At 47.4% G+C, this 19,455-nt stretch carries 18 protein-coding genes and 1 pseudogene; 14 read left to right on the top strand and 5 right to left on the bottom strand.

The features are described from left to right. Window position 1 precedes the first annotated feature (1 nt). From lepB to hisH, 5 genes are all read left to right on the top strand, one after another. The gene (gene lepB / locus L0B52_RS01360) at window positions 2-982 is read left to right on the top strand and encodes a signal peptidase I (RefSeq protein ID WP_311195341.1); all 981 of its coding nucleotides are present in this window, start codon (window positions 2-4) and stop codon (window positions 980-982) included. Further along, window positions 975-1,655: a ribonuclease III gene (gene rnc, locus L0B52_RS01355; protein WP_235064747.1), complete on the top strand. Its 681-nt coding sequence runs from the start codon at window positions 975-977 to the stop codon at window positions 1,653-1,655. The genes lepB and rnc overlap by 8 nt, the downstream gene beginning before the upstream one ends. Beyond that, complete coding sequence (gene era, locus L0B52_RS01350; protein ID WP_235064746.1) at window positions 1,652-2,554, top strand: GTPase Era; 903 nt, start codon at window positions 1,652-1,654, stop codon at window positions 2,552-2,554. The genes rnc and era overlap by 4 nt, the downstream gene beginning before the upstream one ends. A gap of 84 nt (window positions 2,555-2,638) precedes the next feature. Beyond that, window positions 2,639-3,229, top strand: a complete 591-nt coding sequence (gene hisB, locus L0B52_RS01345) for an imidazoleglycerol-phosphate dehydratase HisB (protein WP_235064745.1) — start codon at window positions 2,639-2,641, stop codon at window positions 3,227-3,229. Beyond that, a complete protein-coding gene (gene hisH / locus L0B52_RS01340; RefSeq protein ID WP_235064744.1) occupies window positions 3,226-3,855 on the top strand; it encodes an imidazole glycerol phosphate synthase subunit HisH in 630 nt (209 codons plus the stop codon). The genes hisB and hisH overlap by 4 nt, the downstream gene beginning before the upstream one ends. Before the next feature lie 283 nt (window positions 3,856-4,138). Here the strand turns inward: hisH and L0B52_RS01335 are convergent, their stop codons facing one another. Both L0B52_RS01335 and L0B52_RS01330 read right to left on the bottom strand, forming a co-directional pair. Beyond that, window positions 4,139-6,469 (bottom strand): TonB-dependent receptor, encoded by a 2,331-nt coding sequence (locus tag L0B52_RS01335; protein ID WP_235064743.1) that lies wholly within the window; start codon window positions 6,467-6,469, stop codon window positions 4,139-4,141. Window positions 6,470-6,517: 48 nt separating this feature from the next. Next, a complete protein-coding gene (locus L0B52_RS01330; RefSeq protein WP_235064742.1) occupies window positions 6,518-7,759 on the bottom strand; it encodes a DUF819 domain-containing protein in 1,242 nt (413 codons plus the stop codon). Window positions 7,760-7,928: 169 nt separating this feature from the next. On the opposite strand from L0B52_RS01330, the gene hisA reads away from it, so the two are divergent. The 5 genes and pseudogenes from hisA (at window position 7,929) to L0B52_RS01310 (ending at window position 10,390) form a co-directional block, all read left to right on the top strand. Then, window positions 7,929-8,660: a 1-(5-phosphoribosyl)-5-[(5-phosphoribosylamino)methylideneamino]imidazole-4-carboxamide isomerase gene (hisA, locus tag L0B52_RS01325; RefSeq protein WP_235064741.1), complete on the top strand. Its 732-nt coding sequence runs from the start codon at window positions 7,929-7,931 to the stop codon at window positions 8,658-8,660. Then, window positions 8,660-9,262, top strand: a complete 603-nt coding sequence (locus L0B52_RS01320) for a LysE/ArgO family amino acid transporter (protein ID WP_409202305.1) — start codon at window positions 8,660-8,662, stop codon at window positions 9,260-9,262. Before hisA ends, L0B52_RS01320 begins: the two co-directional genes overlap by 1 nt. Window positions 9,263-9,392: 130 nt before the next feature. Next, window positions 9,393-9,521, top strand: a pseudogene (locus L0B52_RS09680) (cold-shock protein); the annotation flags it as partial. A gap of 201 nt (window positions 9,522-9,722) precedes the next feature. Beyond that, complete coding sequence (locus L0B52_RS09675) at window positions 9,723-10,064, top strand: ribonuclease domain-containing protein (RefSeq protein ID WP_409202304.1); 342 nt, start codon at window positions 9,723-9,725, stop codon at window positions 10,062-10,064. A 2-nt stretch (window positions 10,065-10,066) separates the two neighbouring features. Beyond that, the gene (locus L0B52_RS01310; protein ID WP_235064738.1) at window positions 10,067-10,390 is read left to right on the top strand and encodes a barstar family protein; all 324 of its coding nucleotides are present in this window, start codon (window positions 10,067-10,069) and stop codon (window positions 10,388-10,390) included. Here the strand turns inward: L0B52_RS01310 and L0B52_RS01305 are convergent, their stop codons facing one another. Further along, window positions 10,391-12,439, bottom strand: coding sequence for an EAL domain-containing protein (locus tag L0B52_RS01305; RefSeq protein ID WP_235064737.1), 2,049 nt, complete (start codon window positions 12,437-12,439; stop codon window positions 10,391-10,393). Between the two features lie 17 nt (window positions 12,440-12,456). After that, a complete protein-coding gene (locus L0B52_RS01300) occupies window positions 12,457-13,803 on the bottom strand; it encodes an MFS transporter (RefSeq protein WP_235064736.1) in 1,347 nt (448 codons plus the stop codon). 184 nt (window positions 13,804-13,987) lie between these two features. Between L0B52_RS01300 and L0B52_RS01295 the strand changes: the two genes are divergently transcribed. Both L0B52_RS01295 and mnmC read left to right on the top strand, forming a co-directional pair. Beyond that, window positions 13,988-14,992: a nitronate monooxygenase gene (locus L0B52_RS01295; protein WP_235064735.1), complete on the top strand. Its 1,005-nt coding sequence runs from the start codon at window positions 13,988-13,990 to the stop codon at window positions 14,990-14,992. Beyond that, complete coding sequence (gene mnmC, locus L0B52_RS01290; protein WP_235064734.1) at window positions 14,992-16,866, top strand: bifunctional tRNA (5-methylaminomethyl-2-thiouridine)(34)-methyltransferase MnmD/FAD-dependent 5-carboxymethylaminomethyl-2-thiouridine(34) oxidoreductase MnmC; 1,875 nt, start codon at window positions 14,992-14,994, stop codon at window positions 16,864-16,866. Before L0B52_RS01295 ends, mnmC begins: the two co-directional genes overlap by 1 nt. Before the next feature lie 32 nt (window positions 16,867-16,898). Here the strand turns inward: mnmC and L0B52_RS01285 are convergent, their stop codons facing one another. Beyond that, window positions 16,899-17,843: an asparaginase gene (locus L0B52_RS01285; protein WP_235064733.1), complete on the bottom strand. Its 945-nt coding sequence runs from the start codon at window positions 17,841-17,843 to the stop codon at window positions 16,899-16,901. A 64-nt stretch (window positions 17,844-17,907) separates the two neighbouring features. On the opposite strand from L0B52_RS01285, the gene L0B52_RS01280 reads away from it, so the two are divergent. Next, on the top strand, window positions 17,908-18,264 hold the full coding sequence (locus tag L0B52_RS01280; protein ID WP_235064732.1) for an HIRAN domain-containing protein: 357 nt from the start codon (window positions 17,908-17,910) through the stop codon (window positions 18,262-18,264). A 124-nt stretch (window positions 18,265-18,388) separates the two neighbouring features. After that, window positions 18,389-19,408 (top strand): substrate-binding domain-containing protein, encoded by a 1,020-nt coding sequence (locus tag L0B52_RS01275; protein WP_409202303.1) that lies wholly within the window; start codon window positions 18,389-18,391, stop codon window positions 19,406-19,408. Window positions 19,409-19,455: the final 47 nt, after the last annotated feature.

The raw sequence follows: 19,455 nt of genomic DNA, 5'->3' as shown, positions 1-19,455 counted from the left end.
AATGCAAGCCTTTATGGAGCATTTTGAACTCATACTCACCCTCGCTGTGGTGGTGTGTTTTATCTTTTATATCATTGATGGCATGAGCTATCGCAAAGAGCGTAAACGCTTGCAGCGCGTGTTTAAAAATCGTGCTGAAGATGCAACCGATCGCCACGATTATAGCGAACGCTTAAATGCGCTCAATTTTTCTCGACTGAAGAAAAAGCACAAAGCACTTTATGAACATATTGCGCATAAATTAGAACAAAAACAACCGCTAGCAGGAAATGAACTACTTTGGCTCAAACGCCCTTGCTACCCGCAGGAAAAGTTTATTGAGTTTTTTAGTGGGCTATTCTGGATTTTATTCATCGTCTGGTTTGTGCGCTCATTTTTATACGAACCCTTCCAGATCCCTTCAGCATCGATGGAACCGAACTTACAAGCCGGCGATTTTATCCTCACCAGCAAATTTGCCTATGGTGTACGCCTGCCGGTCATCCATACCAAAATCATCGAAGTTGGCAATGTCGAACGTGGTGATGTGATGGTCTTTCGCTATCCCAATGATCCTGCGGTCAATTATATCAAGCGCGTGATCGGCTTGCCTGGCGATAAAATTCGCTTTGCTGATGGTATTGTTAGCATTAATGATGAGAAACAAACCTTAACCTTAGTGGAAGAGCAAGGATTGTTTGATTGGTATCGCGAAGAATTAGATGGTCGTCCACACATCATGCAACTCGCGCACGATGAGCGTGCGCGTAACCGCTCTCAAGGAGAATTTGTCGTTCCAGAAGGACAGTTTTTTGTGATGGGCGATAATCGCGATAACTCGCGTGATGGGCGGATGTGGAATAATAATAATCCGCTGTCAAAAACCCCATGGGGCTTTGTCCCGGAAGACAATATTGTCGGTAAAGCGTTGTTTATCTGGATGAATAGCGACTGCGTGTTGGGTGAAGGTGAATGTGGTCGTATCGGGAATTCCATTGAATAAAGCGAGCGACTGGCAGCGCCTCGAATCGCAGCTACCACACACCTTCGAAAACGCTGCGCTCCTCAAACAGGCGCTCACCCATCGTAGTCACAGCGCTGAGCATAATGAGCGCTTTGAATTCCTTGGTGATGCCCTGTTAGAAACCATCATCAGCGCCGAATTATTTGTTCGCCTGCCGTATGAGCCTGAGGGTAATCTGACTCGGGTGCGCGCAAGCATTGTTAACCGCAACCAACTGGCCAAACTCGCTAAATCGCTCAATATTGGCGCTTATTTATTACTGGGTTCTGGGGAAATGAAAAGCGGCGGCGCACGTCGTGAATCAACTTTGGCGGATGCCATCGAAGCGATTATAGCCGCGGTTTATCTTGATAGCGATTTTGCCACCTGTCGTGGATTTACCTTAGCGCTATTTGCCGAAGTGCTTGAACATTTACCATCCGCAGAAAGCTTAAAAGACGCCAAAACGCGTTTGCAGGAATATTTACAAGGTCGTGGGCTGCCACTACCAAGCTACGAAGTCACCGACGAGCGAGGGCCTGAACACGCGCGCGAATTTGAAGTGTCGGTGAGCAGCGAACAGTTCACTCTGTCTGCACGCGGCAGCAGCCGCAAAAAAGCGGAACAGCAAGCCGCTGAAAACCTACTCAACCATTACCTAAACCGCTCATGAATACTCCTTTAACCCGTGCTGGCTATATCGCCGTTGTTGGTCGCCCAAATGTGGGCAAATCAACCCTGATCAATCATTTAATCGGCCAGAAAATCGCCATCACCTCGAATAAGCCGCAAACCACACGCCACGCCCTGCTCGGCATCTATACACGCGGTGAGACGCAAATTGTTTTTGTCGATACCCCCGGGATTCACGACGAACGCAAAAAAGCAATCAATCGCCAGATGAACCGTGCGGCCTGGCAATCGATGGAATACGTTGATGCGATTATTCATGTTAGCGAATTTGCGCGTTGGACGGCAGAAGATACGCATATCGCTGAAAGCATCAACGCGCTCAAGCTACCAAAAATCCATGTACTGAATAAAATTGACCGTTGTAAAGATAAAAGCACCCTCTTTAGCGCGTTAAGTGAGATCCAAGAACGCGCTGATTGGCAAGAAATCGTGCCTGTGTCAGCACAGCACGAGCATAATCTTGACGCGCTTGAAAACAGTTTAGCGCAGTATATGCCTGAGCAGCCGTGGTTGTTCCCAGAAGAGCAAATCACCACCGCCGGCATGCGCTTTATGGCTGCAGAAATCATTCGTGAAAAACTCTTTCGCTACCTTCACCAGGAATTGCCCTATGAGTTAGGCGTCATTATTGAGCGCTACAGCGAAGAAGATTCGATGATTCAGATCGATGCGACGATTTTGGTTGAGCGCGCCAGTCAAAAAGGGATGGTGATTGGTAAAGGTGGTAAAACGCTTAAACTTGTTGGACAGCGTGCACGTGGCGATCTGGAAACTTTAGTGGATAAAAAAGTCATGTTGCGCACCTGGGTTAAAGTGCGTGAGAATTGGCGCGACGATGATCAAATCATCCAAAGCATGGGGTATGGCAGCGGCGAATAACCTGTGGTGCAATTTATTTGCCTGTCCCGTACTTATCGTTATAATGAATTTTTCATCGTTAACACTTAAGCGTAGGCAATATTCATGACTCGACAAGCCAGTATTTCTCGCCAAACCAACGAAACCCAAATCGACGTATCACTACAGCTTGATGGTACAGGTAACGCCGATTTAAACACCGGCATCGGCTTTTTTGATCATATGCTCGAGCAGATTGCTCGTCATGGCTTGTTTGATCTTAATATTCAATGCCGCGGCGATTTACATGTCGACTGTCATCACAGCGTTGAAGATTGCGGTATTGCCCTTGGTCAAGCAATGGCTCAAGCCTTAGGTGATAAACGTGGGATCAGCCGCTATGGACACAGCTATGTCCCGCTCGATGAGGCGCTCTCAAGAGTGGTCATTGATTTTTCTGGCCGCCCAGGACTGCATTTCCACGCCCATTTTAGTCGCGATAAGATCGGCGATGTCGATAGTGAAACCTTTTTTGAATTTTTCCAAGGATTTGCCAATCACGCCGGTGCAACCATCCATATCGATAACCTGCGCGGCATCAATAATCACCATATCATCGAAACGATTTTTAAAGCGTTTGGACGTGCCCTACGCATGGCATGTAGCCTGGATGAGCGCGCCAGTGGGCAAATGCCTTCGACTAAAGGCTGTCTATGACGCGCATTGCGGTAATTGATTATGGTATGGGGAATTTACACAGCGTCTGTAAAGCATTGGCGCATGTCGCCCCTCAGGCTGATATATTCTTAACCACTGAGGCTAGTGGCATCAGCAAGGCTGATCGTATTTTACTGCCTGGACAAGGCGCGATTGCCGCGTGTATGGCACAGTTACAAACACTCGATTTGATTGATCCACTGCTGCTTGCGGCACAAGAAAAACCGTTTTTAGGCATTTGTATTGGTCCGCAGCTAATGATGCAACATAGTGAGGAAAATGGTGGCGTTGACGGCTTAGGCTTATTTGACGGTCAAGTGGTGCGCTTTGACACCGAACTCACAGACCAACAGCAGCCGATTAAAATCCCGCATATGGGCTGGAACACGATTAGTCAAACCGCTAAGCACCCGCTTTGGTCAGGGATTGCCGATCACAGCCACTTTTACTATGTGCACAGCTACCATCTGCATGACAGCGAACACACCATTGGCGAAACCACTTACGGCTGCACGTTTCCAGCGGCCATCGCCCGCGATAATATTGCCGGCTTACAAGCGCATCCGGAAAAATCCAGCGACGCTGGATTACGCTTTCTCGCCAATTTCGTTGATTGGCAGCCTTGACGCGTTTTTTTACCCTAACGATTTAATTTAGAAAACTTCCGGGCTGTGCTTAACACAAGGACGCGCGCAAAATATTAGCGGATTTTCCTATATTCCGGGAAGACAAGCAGTGCATTGCCATATTCGTCTGCTCAGCGCTTGCATAAAAACGCACATCCTATCGCATGAGTGCAGCATCATCATCTGCTTATCGCAACTTTTTGTCCATCTGAATAGAATCATCTAAAAACAACCATACCGCCCGATCTTTTTAACCGGGCGATATATTGTCAGCTTGATGGCCCTAAAAATGTATTTTTACCCCTGTGCTAAGCGAACGTCCCGGCAATGGTGATAGATATTTGAGTGGTGAATTGTACGCACGAGCACTAGCGTTAGTGAGATTACGTCCGTCCAGATACCATTCCCATTTTATGTCATTTTTGTCAAGACTGTAGCTCACATAAGCATCTAATGTATTGTAGGAACCCAGTGGCGTTTCGGTATTTAAGATTTTACCCAAATGCTTGGCCTCGGTGAATCGGGTCAGACTGGTAGATACGCGCCAGCCATCTTTTTGCCAATTTAACCCTACTCCATAGCGGTTAGTCGGTAATCCAGGCATGTAATCACCTTCATTACGCACGCGGTAGCCATTGTCGTCGTTACGTATGGGCATATTCTTGACCCAATCAGCAAATAATCGTCCTTGCCACTGTCCCCATTGTTCGCTGTCAAAACTGTAGTTCAGCTCGGTTTCAAACCCACGGATGGCAGTATCTCCCTGACGCCATTCTTTATAAGGCATGTTATAGCGTTCCGTACCCGTCGCCGCCAGGTAGAGGTAATCCCGAAAATCGGTACGATAATGGGTTATAGTCAGCCCTAAATCATGCCATTTTAGCCCACTGGAAAACTCCCAATTATTCATACGTTCTTTGTTGAGTGTGCTATTGCCGTGTTCATTGGTGAAGATGGCGAAATGACGATTGTTGCTGAATAATTCGTTGATATCAGGTGCGCGCTCACCATAATTATACTGCACCTGTGCAAACCAGATATCGCTAGGCTGCCATTTAAAGCTAAGCTGGTAGTCGTGCAAAGTGAATTCACGCTGTGGTTTTTCGATAACCATGTTACGGCCACGGCTGGGCTTATAACCTTCAGTAGCATGTAAATTTCGCTGCGCTTTGCCAACACGGTAACCAAAACCGGCAGTTAAACCACGCCACTGTGCTTTTTCGGCAATGAAAAATGCATAATCGCGACTACTGGTATCGCCAATATAGCGGTCAGCACCGCCACCATCTGTGCGACGGTAACGCCAATCGGCGCCGACAACGCCGTCAATGTATACTGCGGCTGGTATATTGTGGTAAAACTCAGTGCGTGCCTGTTGCGTGCGCGCATTAAGGCTACCGGCAAACACATCACCCAAATATTCTTGATTATCGGCACGGGTATCGGCCAGGCGCAGGCGTATGCTGTCAGCCCACACCACCTGCGGACGGTATTCGCCTTGAATTTCCCAGCGTGTCTGCTCAGCACGCACGTTGGCTGGCAACAGACCATCAGCAGAGTTCCCCGTCCATGTGTCGCGTGAAGCAAACCCGGGAACCCCGTAGCCAGTTAGATAACGACTGACACCAATGCCTACAGAAGCATGTTCACCGACATAACTGATACCGGCTGAAGCGTTTTTGCTTTCAAAATGGCTGTTGGGGATTTCACCCACCTTCTGCGGCACTACGTCGACGATGATAGCTTTATCAATATTCGGTAAATAAGGAAGTTGGGTACCAGGAACATAATCCTTATTCGGAACAAAGCCACGACCGCGTCTTTTACTGTATATGCTCTCACCGTTCGGAAGATGATTCACATAAGCAAAATAGGCCTTATTAACAATCCAATCATGGAAATCTCTTTGCGTCTGACACAACCAAGTCAGCTCGTAGCGCAAACCGACAGAAAATTTATCGTAACAAATATCCGCTTTAGCATTACCTGGAATACGATAGCGTGAGATTTTGCGTATACCGCCATCAACATGCCAGGCCACACGCTCGTTAATTTTACCGTCAAGTGAAAATTGACCGCTATTGGGCGCATTAAACCCTTTGCTAATATCTACTGTGCCACCGATGGCTTTATCAGGCAGCTGAGAGGGGATAAAACGCGTGCGTACATCCACCGCACCACCCACCGCATTACCCCCATACAGCACCGAGGCAGACGATTTATACACATCAATCTCTTCAGCTAGCGAAACATCCAAAGGCACCGCCAGATTGCCACTAATAGCAGACATATCGGAAACATCCAGACCGTTTTGCAGCAGGCGCACACGATTACCACTAAGGCTACGGATTTGTGGCAAACCGTTATTTGGTCCCATATTCTGGTTGTGCACGCCACTTTGTTTTTCCAGCGTCTGCCCAAGAGATACTGCACGCACTGCACGCAAAGTGCTGGCGTCCACTTTATCAACATTACCCGTCCATATTTGCGAGGCCTCGATTATTGGCTTATCGCCAACAATCTCGATATCTGTTAGTTGTGCAGAATTTTCCGCCTGGGCAAACATAGGCAGTAACAATGCAAACGGGAGTAACGAGGTGACTCTATAGTTCAAATAACAACTTGATGTCATTGTGATCCTTTTTTTAGTTTAAAGTTAAGATTAGCCACCAACAACCAAACGCATCATCTCACCTGTGAGATAAGCACCAATAGTACCCACGGCGTAGCCTAAAATCGCGAGTAATACACCAACTGGCGCTAGTGATGGATGGAACGCAGCAGCCACAACTGGCGCTGAGGCTGCCCCACCGATGTTCGCTTTCGAGCCAACCGCTAAGAAAAACAGCGGTGCACGAATCAGTTTAGCGACGATAAACAGCAACGTAATGTGGAACAGAATCCACACAAACCCAACCAACACCAACTGCCAGTGGGTTAAGATTTTTGTCAAATCCATGTGCATACCAATAGCCGCCACAAGGATATAGATAAACGCTGAACCGATTTTCGAAGCGCCGGCGTGTTCGTAATCACGAAGCCGGGTAAACGACAAGCCAATCCCGCCAATAGTCGCGGTTAAAACCAACCATAGGAACGCACTTGATAGGCTATATTCTTTCGCCCAAGAGAACTGCGCAAAATACCCACCGATCACATCACCAGCAAGGTGACCCAGCCCGACAATAAAAAACGCGATCCCTAAAATTATCATCACGTCATTCAAACTTGGCAGGCGCGCATTTTCTGTCTGATATTTTTCTACGGTGTATTTTAAGTCATCAATGCTTGTGGTATCAGCATTTAACCAGCGATCAATGCCTTCTGATTTCTTCGCCATGAACAGTAAAGCAATCAGCCAAAATTCAGCAACGATTACATCAACCACCGCCATGGTGCCGAATAAGGTATCGTTGACTTGGTGCAGTTCTTTCATCGAGGCCATATTCGCACCACCACCGATCCAGCTACCGGCAAGGGTTGATAACCCTTTCCAAAGATCACCAGCCACCCAATCAGGGGCGATGGTGTGGAATAGCCACACCGCAAAAGGACCACCGAGCATAATCCCGATCGTCGCGGTAAAAAACATCGCGATCGCTTTCCAGCCTAAGCCAATGATTTTATTCAAATCAACACTTAAAGTGAGCAAAACCAAACTTGCTGGCAGTAAGAAGCGTGAAGCGATGTAATAAATCTTATCGCCGCTGTCATGACTTAAAATGCCGGTAGTGGTTAATAAGCCAGGCAAGAAATAACACAGTAATAAGGCCGGAATATGATGATAAAACTTTGCCCAAAAGCCGGAGGTTTTTGCTGAAGTGTAAAAAATCAAACCCAAAACGGCCATAATGACGCCAAAGCTGAGTCCGGGATTGGTGATAAGTGCTTGATCTACGTTCATAAAGTTTCCCCTAAAATATCGCGAATAATAGATTTGCGAAAGATTGTGTGTCATTAGAATAATCATTTATCACCATGATTAATCCTGATGGGCGCGCAGTATAGTGCATTGCTTGCATCGTGTAAAAAATTCGGCATAATAATTTGCTTATTCAGCCTAAGGACTCTTCATGCTCCCTATTCCAGCAATTGATTTAAAGGATGGTCAGTGTGTGCGCTTAAAACAAGGACGCATGCAAGATGCCACCGTATTCTCAGATGACCCTGTTGAGATGGCAGCACATTGGGTAGCACAAGGCGCAACCCGTCTTCATCTCGTCGATCTGAATGGTGCCTTTGCTGGTAGTCCACGAAATGCTGATGTGGTTCGCGCGATTGCAGCACGCTTTCCTGACTTACCTTTGCAAATTGGTGGTGGAATTCGTGATGAAGAAACCGCGAAACACTACTGGGATTTAGGTGTGCGCTATTGCATCATTGGCTCAAAAGCCGCATCCGATCCTCAAGCAGTCGCTGATTTAGCTGATCGTTATCCGGGAAAAATCATTTTAGGGCTCGATGCCAAAGATGGCTTTGTCGCAACCGACGGCTGGGCAAGCGTTTCTAGCCTAAAAGCCACCGATTTAGCGCAGCAGTTTAGCCGGGAAACGATTGCCGCCATTATTTATACCGATATTGCCAAAGATGGCATGATGGGCGGGGTTAATCTAGAGCAAACGACCCATTTAGCCAGTACAACCGATATTCCAGTGATTGCCTCCGGAGGCGTTTCATCTCTATCCGATATCGCCGCATTACGTGATGCAGAGCCAGCGGTTGCCGGGGTTATCGTTGGTCGTGCTATTTATGATGGCGCATTCACTCTTGCCCAAGCGTATGAAACAGCCGGAATTAACGCTTGATCAGCGCCGCGAGTAGCGGATTCTTCCTAGGACTTTCGCTGATTTTTGCGATAGGTGCGCAAAATGTGATGGTGCTTCGCCAAGGCCTATTACACCAACACGTATTTCTGGTGTGTCTGATTTGCGCAATCTCTGACGCCTTACTCATCCATGTTGGGGTTTTTGGGATGAGTGCGATTGCCGAGTTTGCCCCGTCACTGGCCACTCTAATGCGCTATTTTGGTGCGATTTTTTTATTGCTTTATGCACTGTTACGATTTCGCGCTGCCTGGCTCGGTGGAGAAGCTTTGCTGGTTAGTGGTAAAACCTCCTCAAAAAAACGAATAATACTTATCGCACTGGCGCTAACTTGGCTTAATCCGCATGTGTATTTAGACACCGTGTTATTGCTTGGCAGCGTGGCTAATCAATTCAGTGATCAGCGCATGGCGTTTGCCTTAGGTGCAACACTCGCTTCTTTTGTCTTTTTCTTTTCATTAGGCTATGGTGCACGCCTGTTACGCCCTCTGCTTGCACAACCACGGACTTGGCGTATAATTGAAGTGATTATCGGCTTGTTTATGTTATATATTGCGTTCTCTTTATTAGTCAATAATTTTTAGCATAGAAGGCGATGTGTCTGTGATTACGCGGACTATCATGAATGTTTGGGTTTATGTAGAGCCCAGATTTGTGCACTAACCCATCATCAGAACCTAATTATCCTTAAAACAATGGAAGTGGACGGATTTTATGCGTAAAGGTACGATTTCTCATTGGAATGATCCTAAAGGATATGGCTTTATTCATCCTGCTGATGGCGGTCAAGACGTCTTTTTCCATATCAGCAAATGGGATTTGCCGAGTCGGCCACGCGAAGGCATGATGGTCTCTTTTGACACCCAAATCGAAGGCAATTACAAAATTACTGCCACTTGGGTGGGACGTAAAGATGATGTCCGTTCACGCCATACATCCCATAGTCCTATGACCATGAATACAGGCACAGGCTGGCTGAGCAAACTGTTTAAGCTACTGATTGTTCTTGCACTTGCCGCGGTTCTTTACAGTTTCTGGCCACAGATTGAACAACAATTCGATCGTTTGCTGGGTAATGAGGTTACCAGCGAGACAGCGCTTGAAAACAGTGGCATCATCACCCATGATGCTGAGATCAACCTCACCGTGGCAAAGATCAAACAAGGCGGGCCATTTCCTTATCCCGGTCGTGATGGCAGCACCTTCCAAAACCGTGAAGGCTTACTGCCAGAAAAGCCTAATGGCTATTATCGAGAATATACCGTACCAACCCCTGGCGCTTCTGATCGTGGTGCACGGCGCATTGTGACCGGTGGCAACCCACCTGAAATTTTCTATTATACGGCCGATCATTACCGCAGTTTCCAACGAATAGAGGTCGATTAATCATGGCTGTTGTTCACTATATTAGTTCGGATGAACAAGCTCCAGCACAGGCCAAAAAGCTTGCTATTAACACTGAAGTAACTAAATATGGCTTACTCAAAGCATTAGCAGAGTCTTGCCAATTTCCTGGTTATTTTGGTCACAACTGGGACGCAGCGTGGGATATGCTTAGCGATTACGCCTGCGACGATCTATTATTAGATTTACGCCCTGCTTCTGAGATCAATGAGACCGAACTTTATGCGTTTATTGATCTGATCGCAGATGCATGTGAGCTCAACGGCAAACCGCAGCTCTGGATCATCAAGCGTGATCAAATCAGCTAATTAAAAAAGCGGCTCGTCAAAATTAAAGGTGAAATCTTCAATCGGGCCAACCATACCATCGCCCTGCAGGTACTGTAAATCATACGGCCAGACATGCGACAGCTGCGCAGGTGATTCCATATGATCAACGATGATCATCGCCCCGGCTTTTTCTGCCCAGGTTTTAACCGCCTGCATAAAGCGCTCTTCTTCTTCGTCTTCAAAGGTATCTATCTCGCGCATATCAAGCTTAATCACTTGCGGTTTAACATGCTGGAGCAACTCCAACACCTCATCATCGAGTCGCGCAATATTACTCAGCGCAATACGTGCACCCGCTTTAACCATCTTCTTAGTAAAGATTAAAGAGCCGCTGAACGCATTAACGGCAGCATCTAAACTGATTTCAAAAACCATCTGTTCTGGACTAATGCCGGTTTGCTTAAGCTGACTTAATATCCAGCTAGCAAACTCAGTATCCGCTAAAGACGCTGCGCTCAACCCGATAAACGCATTAACCGCTTTTTGATCACCTTCATAGGACAGCAAGTCTTGCAAGAACGTATTGATTTTCATGCGATCAATTTGATCACTCAAGCTATAGCGCTCTGCAATACTTAATACACTTTCTATCTCAGTTTCTTCATCATCCTCAGCGCTGTACGCTAAGGCGAGCCGATCAGCAAAACGTATTACCCCATCCGGCTCCAGTGCGGTAATTGGTTGATAATGCAGCAAAATACGTTGATCATCGATGATTTTTTGCACCATAGCCACCCGACGCTCATCTTTACGTGTACGTTCTCCCGTGCTGCCTTCAGCAATCTTAGTCGTACTTTGGGTCATCGATAATGAGCGCGCACCGCGAAAAGCACGAGTCAGCAAGGTTTGATAAGCGGTATCGCTGTAAATGGTTTCTAAACCCGCATAGAGCACAGGGTGAACCAAGCGACCGATACCTTCTGGGACAATCTTAGAAAGCTCTTGGATTAACATTTCTAGGCGTGGAAGCGTTTCATGACTATCATTGCGTGCCCACATAATCAGCGCGTCATCACCATGGCGAATCGTCATCGTATTGGCGGGTAAAAATCGGTTGATGCCTTCAACCACCGAACTCAAAAGGATTTCAGCCGCTTCAAAGCCATCTTTTTGCCAGACTTCACGATAATTATCGACGAGTAAATGAATCCAACAGCCTAATTCTGAGCGACCACCCTGTTTTTGTTCATTACGCAACACTTGTACGAGGGCCGATAAACCGAGCAGGTTGGTGGTCGGATCGGTCGCTGACCCACCACCGCTTGCATCCATAGCGCGAAAATGAAGTTGCACAGTCGGCTGATCGAAATAATCCACTTTTAACGTTCGACAGCGTAATTCAAAATTTGTCCCTTCACGATCAGTCATTAACAGCGTTTCTACGGGAACATGATTTTTTTCATGCGCTTGTTTAAGCAATTCACGAACTTTACCTTCAGACTTTGGCGCAACCAAGTTGAGCAAGGTCAGCGCTTCAAGCTCGGAAAAATCGCGGTATTTAAAGGTATTAAGGAAAGATGTATTAGCATCAATGAACAAACCATCTTGTACATAACAAATGGGATCTGGGGAGTGCGAATAGATATTCTTATACAGCTTTTCAACCGCTAGACATTTGCTATCTGTTTCGAGATATTGTGATTGCTGTGTGTTATAACGCATCAGCGTTTGCGTATAGCGTACTGCGGTGAGTAGATCCTGATGACCGATCGCAAAGTTAACCCCACTTTGCATTATCACATCTAAATGCTCATCCTCGCCCACCACGCCAATGACGGGAATACTGGGTTTATAAGATTTCAATATTGGGCGCAGCGCATCCATTTTAGGTAGCTCCGCTCCTTGCAGCAAAAGAATCACATCCGGCTTTTGCTCTTTGAGCATCGCTTCAATGGGCCACAGCCGATGCGTATGGCGTTCTTCAACAATATAGTAGCGCTGTAGCGCTTTGGTATAGGCGTGCATCCATTCCATGTCCGAACCAATCATCAGCACATGACACGTTTGATCTTGTGGTTGCTCACTCACAGCCTAATCTCCTTAACTTAAGAATCACCAGGGCGCTCAATCGAGACGACCCGATCACGCATAAAATACAATAATACCAGAGATGGGATGACCATCAGCGCGGTGATGATAAAAAATAACACCCAGCTATCATTCAGCCAGTGTTCCTTAACATAGCCACTCGATGAGGCCAGTAGCATGCGCGAAAAACTCGCTAACGAGGCGAGTAACGCGTATTGTGTGCCGGTAAAACGCCGATCCGTGCACAACGTTGAGATAAACACCACAAAAGCAACGGTGGCAAATGCGGTGGTGATTTGATCAGCAACCACACTAAAAGCTAAAAACCACGTTTTGGGCCCTATCCAAGCAAGCACAGCAAACAACACATTCGTTGCCGCCATAGCGATCCCGCCAAACATTAATGCCTTCCAGCTCCCCATCCGAGCAGCAATCACCCCGCTAAACATCGACAGCACCATCATCACCACCCAGCCGATGATCTTGCCATAGCGGCTAATTTCGCTGTCGCTAAAGCCAATATCTTTATAAAATACAATCGCTGTGCGCCCTAAAAATGCTTCGCCTAATTTGAATAAAAATACAAACAGCAGCAACATCAAGGCAAATTGAACCCCATGACTGGAAAATAGCGCTTTAAATGGGCGAAGGAAGACCGACTGGAACCACTGTTTTATATCGGCAAATTGCTCGGTTTGCGGATCAACACCAAACTCATCTGATGCCTGTTTTGATGGGCGATAAAGCCGCCAAGATAGGATCATCGCTAAAACAAAAAAGCCGCTCATATATAGATAGACTTGACGCCAAGCAAGCTCAACCGGCACCGCTTGTTGCTTTAACGCATCGACAATCTCAAGACCTAATGCACCGCCAAGACTAAAACCGGTATACCAGCCAGCGGTTGCAAACCCCGCCCCCATGGACAGTAAATCGTTACGGTCTTTCGGAGTGAGCTCGATTCGCAGCGCATCAATAGCGACATCTTGCAGCGCCGAACAAAAGGTCAATATCAGGGTTGCGACAACCAAGGCCCACAATGCCGCTTGTGCATTAACCATCGCTGCCACCAAACACGCAAGCAACATGATCGCTTGCATACTGATCAACCAAAAACGTCTACGGTCTAACCCTAGCGCACGATAGCGATCAAGTAGTGGCGCAAGCGTCCAGTTAAAAGCATAAAATAAGCTGATTGCGCCAAATGCTGTGATGGCGCTCAATGAATACCCAGCGTCTTTAAGCCAGACAGCAACTAAAGAAAAAACAAAAATTTGCGGATAGCCACTCATCATTCCGAGCAAAAAAATCCGCCCCATTAACGGCCACTGTGTGCGAAACAGCGCTACAGAACTTTGCTGCATTCGCGCTCCCATTCGATTGATCAAAAACTCTATTATCGTTGTTCAACACGCTAATGCCAAGTAGCAATTCAATATCTAAGCAGATCCATCTTTTATCCTCTTGTTACGCGTTCATGGCTAGCCGCATTGCCCATCAATCGTTATAATGCATTGTATATATGAGTAGGATAGTGTGATCAGGACTATGAATAACCCTTTAATGGAACAACTCGCGCTTAAAAGCCCATTATGGCAAGCGCCGCTACCGTTTGATTTAATTAATGCCCATGCTGCTGGTCACATTAGCGCAGCAGGTGCGCTAGGTATGATCCCGCTAGGCCCACAGAGCACATTCGATAGCCTCGATGCAGCACTTGATGCGTACCAGGAAAACCATCAGGCACCAGCTTTTTGCTTTACCCATGCGCTTCCTGAAACCACCTCTGTAGAGATCAACGAAGACGCTGCACGACACATTTATGACCAGCTTGGTGTGTCTTATTCTCCAATTCCTGAAGGTGCGGCATTTCAGGATTTGCTTGAATTAGCCATCGATTATAAGCCACGTGCGATTGGTTTCGCTCGCGGGGTTCCTGAACGCGAAACCCTGCAAACGATTCATCAAGCAGGCATTAACACCTTTGCGATCTGCCACAGCGTCAGTGAAGCGATTGTCGCGCAAGATTTTGGCATTCATACCATTGTCCTACAAGGCACCGAAGCCGGTGGCATCCATTACCGCTTTAACAACGCATTATCAGAACCAGCACAACCTGCGCTCACCTTACTTAGTCAGGTGCGTCAGTATATCCATCGACCAATCGTCGTTTGGGGCGATTTTCCGCAAGCGCAAGATGTGGTTGCGGCGCTCATTGCGGGCGCACAAGGGGTAATGATCGATCGACCCTGGCTCGCTTGCACTGATGCTGGGCTATCGGATGAGCAACGTGCACACATTATTCGCACCCCTGAAACAAACTCACAGCGCAGTAATCATTTTTCGGCTTTACCCATGCGCCATCTACCGACACCACTTTATCACAACCTGCGTAGCGACTATCGTGAACGCGATGTGGTATTACATCATCTGTTTGAAAGGCATCCTGATTGGCGGGTATTGAGTGTGTCTGCCAGCACAGTCAATGAACAAGCCAGTATCGCTGATCTAGTACAGGCCTACGCAGAAAGTATTCAAGATTATATAGCCTGATGGCGCTGTTAGAGTACGCCAACATTCATTGGCGCAATGGGTCTCCTTATAGTGAGAGATTCGACGATATTTTTTATCAGCCAGATGACGGATGGGCAGAAAGCACCCATACCTTTATTCACGCAAATAATCTGTGCGAACGCTTTGCCGCTTGGCAGAAGCAAAACCCTTTTGTGATTGGCGAAATTGGTTTTGGCAGTGGTCTCAACCTCTTTAACACTGCTGCGCATTTTTTGTCTCATGCGCCTACCTCAGCACGCTTGCATTATGTCAGCTTTGAAAAGCATCCTTGGTGTTTAGAAGACCTTAAAGCCGTACAGCAGGAATGGGATTTAGCCGAGTGCCGTGCCGCTTTATACGCACAATACCCACACAATCATCCGGGCTGGCATCAAATCCGCCTGCACCCACGCATCACCCTCACCTTAATCCTCGGCGATGTAAAAGAAACGTTACCGGAACTGCACGCACAAATTGATGCGTGGTTTTTAGATGGTTTTGCCCCCAGTCGTAACCCTGACTGCTGGTCGCAAAACTTATGTAACGAACTTTCTCGCTGTAGCCATACACAAACCACCTTTGCAACCTTTAGTGCGGCAAGAGTGGTACGTGAGGCTTTACAAGCCGCAGGGTTTACGATCGAAAAAGCCCGTGGATTTGCCCGTAAGCGCGATATGTTGCGTGGCTCATGTAATGCACCAAAGTGCGCACCGCCGCACTGGACAGATATGCCTGCAGATTATGCAGATAAACAGGTCGCTGTTATTGGCGCTGGGATTGCAGGCGCGACCACCGCCCAAGCGCTCGCTCGAGCAGGTATTCCCGTAACCGTATTTGCTGATAACACACTGCACCCGTCTGCCAGTGATGTACCACTTGCGGTACCCTACCTGCAACCAGGACGTGAAGACACCCCACAACGCCGCTACCAACTCACTGCCTGGCATACGGCGATGCGCTATTATCAGCAATTTGCGCATCAGGATAAATCTGTTTATCAACCGCTACCCATCGTGCGTACGGCCACCAACGACCACGAACGGCGCAAACATCAAAACTTAATCGCCCAGCAATTATTAAATAGGGACGAATGGCATAGCGATGCGTGTGATAACCTCGTGTTTTCACGCGGCGGCACCATTGATCTACCACAGCTGTGTGAAGCGTTACTCGACCACCCTTTGATTACCCAAAAAAATCACGCAGTGAACGCGTTAAACCGCGATGTTGATGCTTGGGTCATCGATAATATGCGCTTCACGCACGTGGTTTTATGCACCGGCTGGCAGAAAACACTCTTTCCTGAGCCAGCAGTTGCTGAGGGCATCAGAGCGATTCGTGGTCAAGGGACACTTTATCAGAGTGCTAACAGCCCATCGTTTATTCATTGCAGTCATAAAACGATTATTCCTGATGCGAAAAACGGGCGCGTGTATTGTGGGGCGAGCTTTGGCGTGTATGACATTGATCATCAGCCTCGCGATGCGGATGATGCGGCCAATCGTGCGTTTTTAGAAAGCACATGGTCTGATGTTGCGAGCGAGCAAATCGGCAATTTTGTTGGTGTACGTGGCGGAACACGTGATTATCTCCCACTGGTTGGGCCAATCGCAACCAGCGCTAGCGCGGAATATCATTATGACGGCTGGCGTTGGGATGCTGGAAAAAAGATTGAGCGCTCATTAACCTACCACCCTAATCTATTGATTCATGCCGGGCTTGGGTCTAAGGGATGCACCTACGCATTTCTTAATGCCGAACTGATCAGCGCCCTACTGACCAACGCCCCATTGCCTGTGCCACGATCGCTGCTTGCCTACCTGTTCCCCAGCCGGTTTATCCTACGCGCCATCATCCGCAACCAAGAGCATTAACAGCACAACTCAGTGTAACGCGCTTTAATGCTCTATTGAATTGAATTACTCGCTAAATCAATATGCAGGCGTACGAAGGCGGCCTCTGGGGTTAAATAATCCCCACTTTCAACACCCAATGAAGCAGCGCCGGCTGCATAAGTATCCTGTTCAACGCGACCACCCAGGCATTGGGTGACGTTGATAATACGCACGCCGCGCGCTACGGCATTGCTTAACGCTTGCTGAAGGTCTGTACGTTCAGGAACGTTACCGCTACCAAAGCTCACCAAAACCAGCGCCTTTATCGTAGGGTCGGTCAAAACCGGCATAAACACCGATTGTGGCATATCTGGAGTAATCCAGAGCATCGCTACCGATTGAGACTGAAAGCCTTGCCAATGCCTTTGCAGGTACGCACTCATTGATCGTGCTCCACCTAGGTTCTCCAACCAGTGTAATTGCCCATCGCACCAATGCGCCCAATCTTCGCTATTGACACTACAAAAAGCCTGCGGCGATTGCGCATGAACTTTGCGCACACTTTTTCCGTCCATCAGTCGATCATAGAAAAACACCCCTACCGTTGAGCGAGAATCCTGCGCCGCAGCTAGCGCGCCACGCATATTATTCAGCGCATCACTCTCTGGTGTACCCAAAGGATATTGACTGCCAGTGAGCACCACGGGTTTGCCAAATCCTTCAAGCATGTTTGCCATTGCGGCAGCAGAATAAGCAAGCGTATCGGTACCATGGATAATCACAAAACCATCATACGCCGCTTGATGTTCGCACACCGTATCGGCTAATTGCTGCCATTGCTCAGGGGTTGCTGAAGCGCTATCAATCAATGGTGATAGGGAAATCACCGCTAGTTCAGGGGCAGATAAAGCGGCGCGTAGCCGATCGGGAAACCCCGCATCAGGTTGTAATCCTTGTGCAGAAGGCAACATACCCATCGTACCCCCGCTATAAATACAGGCAATTTTTTTGCTCATTGTCGAACCATCATCTGAGTTTTTGTTATCATAGGCCAATCATAGTACCGTAAGGAAACTTATCATGCTCAATACTCTGCTCAACTGGATTCGCCCACACCCTAAAGCAGTGATTGAACGTGTCCCGATTGCCGGGTTGCAATACTACCGCGCACACGATATTGCGCAATTTATGGAGCGTGGTGATGCGCTGGATTTAGTGGTTGAGCCCAACAACGCTCATGATCCTCGAGCGATTATGGTGTATTGGCAAAATAATAAAATTGGCTACATTCCCAGCGAAGACGCCAACGCCGTACATACGCTATTCAAGCGCCACAAAAAACTCAGTGCCAAAATCACCGAAATTGACCCAAAATCAGGGGAACATCGTTGGGTAAAACTCAATATTTATCCGTGTTCTGCGGCACATTGCCCATAAACCCATAGAATTTTGTGCGTTTTTAGGTGGTTAGTAAAGTCATTATTCTTGACACAAAACGGACACATTTTCTCCCTACACTTATCTCCGAGCTTTAATTCACTCATAACACTTGGAGCATATGATGAAAAAAATCGTTCTCTCTAGCGCTGTTTTAGCACTCGCTGTGTCAACTGGCGCTCAGGCACAATCAAGCCGTGATTACATCAGCATTGTGGGTTCTTCAACCGTTTACCCATTTGCCTCGTTGGTCGCTGAACATTTTGGTAAAACCAGCGATTTTAAGGCCCCTAAAATTGAATCTACTGGTTCAGGTGGTGGCTTGAAATTATTCTGTGCGGGTCTTGGCCCAAGCCATCCGGATATCACCAACGCGTCACGCGCTATCAAACAAAGCGAAATTGACACGTGTGCAGCAAATGGCATCGAGAGCATCACCGAAGTTAAAGTCGGTTATGATGGGATTGTGATTGCTAACAGCAAAGATGCTGAGCAATACAACCTCAACGAACAGCAACTCTACCTTGCTTTAGGTAAAAAAGTCCCTAACCCTGATGGTAGCGATAGCCTGGTTGATAACCCATATCAAAAATGGTCAGACATCGATGAGAGCTTACCAAACCAGAATATTGAAGTTCTTGGTCCACCACCAAGCTCTGGTACCCGTGATGCCTTTGCTGAGTTAGCACTTGAAGGCGGTTGTGATACGTTTGAGTTCATCAAAGCGATGGAAAAAGACGATCATAAAGCGGTTTGTCATGGCATTCGTGAAGATGGTGCCTATATCGAAGCTGGTGAAAACGACAATTTGATCGTTAACAAACTGGTCGCTAACCCTGCTGCCTTAGGTATTTTCGGCTATAGCTTCTTAGAAGAAAATACCGACAAAGTGCAAGGCAGTAGCATTGATGGCGTAGCGCCAACGTTTGATGCGATTGCTAGCGGTGAATACCCGTTATCACGCCCATTATTCTTCTACATCAAGAATGATCACGTTGGGGTTATTCCTGGGGTTAAAGAATATGCTGAAGCCTTCCTCACTGAAGATGCCAGCGGCAGCAATGGCTATCTCAAACAAGCGGGCTTAGTACCACTGTCTGGTGATGAATTGGCAGAAATTCGCGCTAAAGTAGAAGCGTTATAATTCTGACCATCATAGGATCATTAAGGCGCTGCACACTGTGGCGCCTT

This window comes from Suttonella sp. R2A3 (assembly GCF_021513215.1).
GTDB lineage: Bacteria > Pseudomonadota > Gammaproteobacteria > Cardiobacteriales > Cardiobacteriaceae > JAHUUI01.
This window is presented reverse-complemented; position numbering and strand designations above follow the sequence as displayed.

Coding starts and splice junctions, on each gene's coding strand:
- lepB (WP_311195341.1), top strand. CDS start 2: ATGCAAGCCTTTATGGAGCATTTTGAACTCATACTCACCCTCGCTGTG.
- era (WP_235064746.1), top strand. CDS start 1,652: ATGAATACTCCTTTAACCCGTGCTGGCTATATCGCCGTTGTTGGTCGC.
- hisB (WP_235064745.1), top strand. CDS start 2,639: ATGACTCGACAAGCCAGTATTTCTCGCCAAACCAACGAAACCCAAATC.
- hisH (WP_235064744.1), top strand. CDS start 3,226: ATGACGCGCATTGCGGTAATTGATTATGGTATGGGGAATTTACACAGC.
- L0B52_RS01330 (WP_235064742.1), bottom strand. CDS start 7,759: ATGAACGTAGATCAAGCACTTATCACCAATCCCGGACTCAGCTTTGGC.
- hisA (WP_235064741.1), top strand. CDS start 7,929: ATGCTCCCTATTCCAGCAATTGATTTAAAGGATGGTCAGTGTGTGCGC.
- L0B52_RS01310 (WP_235064738.1), top strand. CDS start 10,067: ATGGCTGTTGTTCACTATATTAGTTCGGATGAACAAGCTCCAGCACAG.
- L0B52_RS01300 (WP_235064736.1), bottom strand. CDS start 13,803: ATGCAGCAAAGTTCTGTAGCGCTGTTTCGCACACAGTGGCCGTTAATG.
- L0B52_RS01295 (WP_235064735.1), top strand. CDS start 13,988: ATGAATAACCCTTTAATGGAACAACTCGCGCTTAAAAGCCCATTATGG.
- mnmC (WP_235064734.1), top strand. CDS start 14,992: ATGGCGCTGTTAGAGTACGCCAACATTCATTGGCGCAATGGGTCTCCT.
- L0B52_RS01285 (WP_235064733.1), bottom strand. CDS start 17,843: ATGAGCAAAAAAATTGCCTGTATTTATAGCGGGGGTACGATGGGTATG.
- L0B52_RS01280 (WP_235064732.1), top strand. CDS start 17,908: ATGCTCAATACTCTGCTCAACTGGATTCGCCCACACCCTAAAGCAGTG.
- L0B52_RS01275 (WP_409202303.1), top strand. CDS start 18,389: ATGAAAAAAATCGTTCTCTCTAGCGCTGTTTTAGCACTCGCTGTGTCA.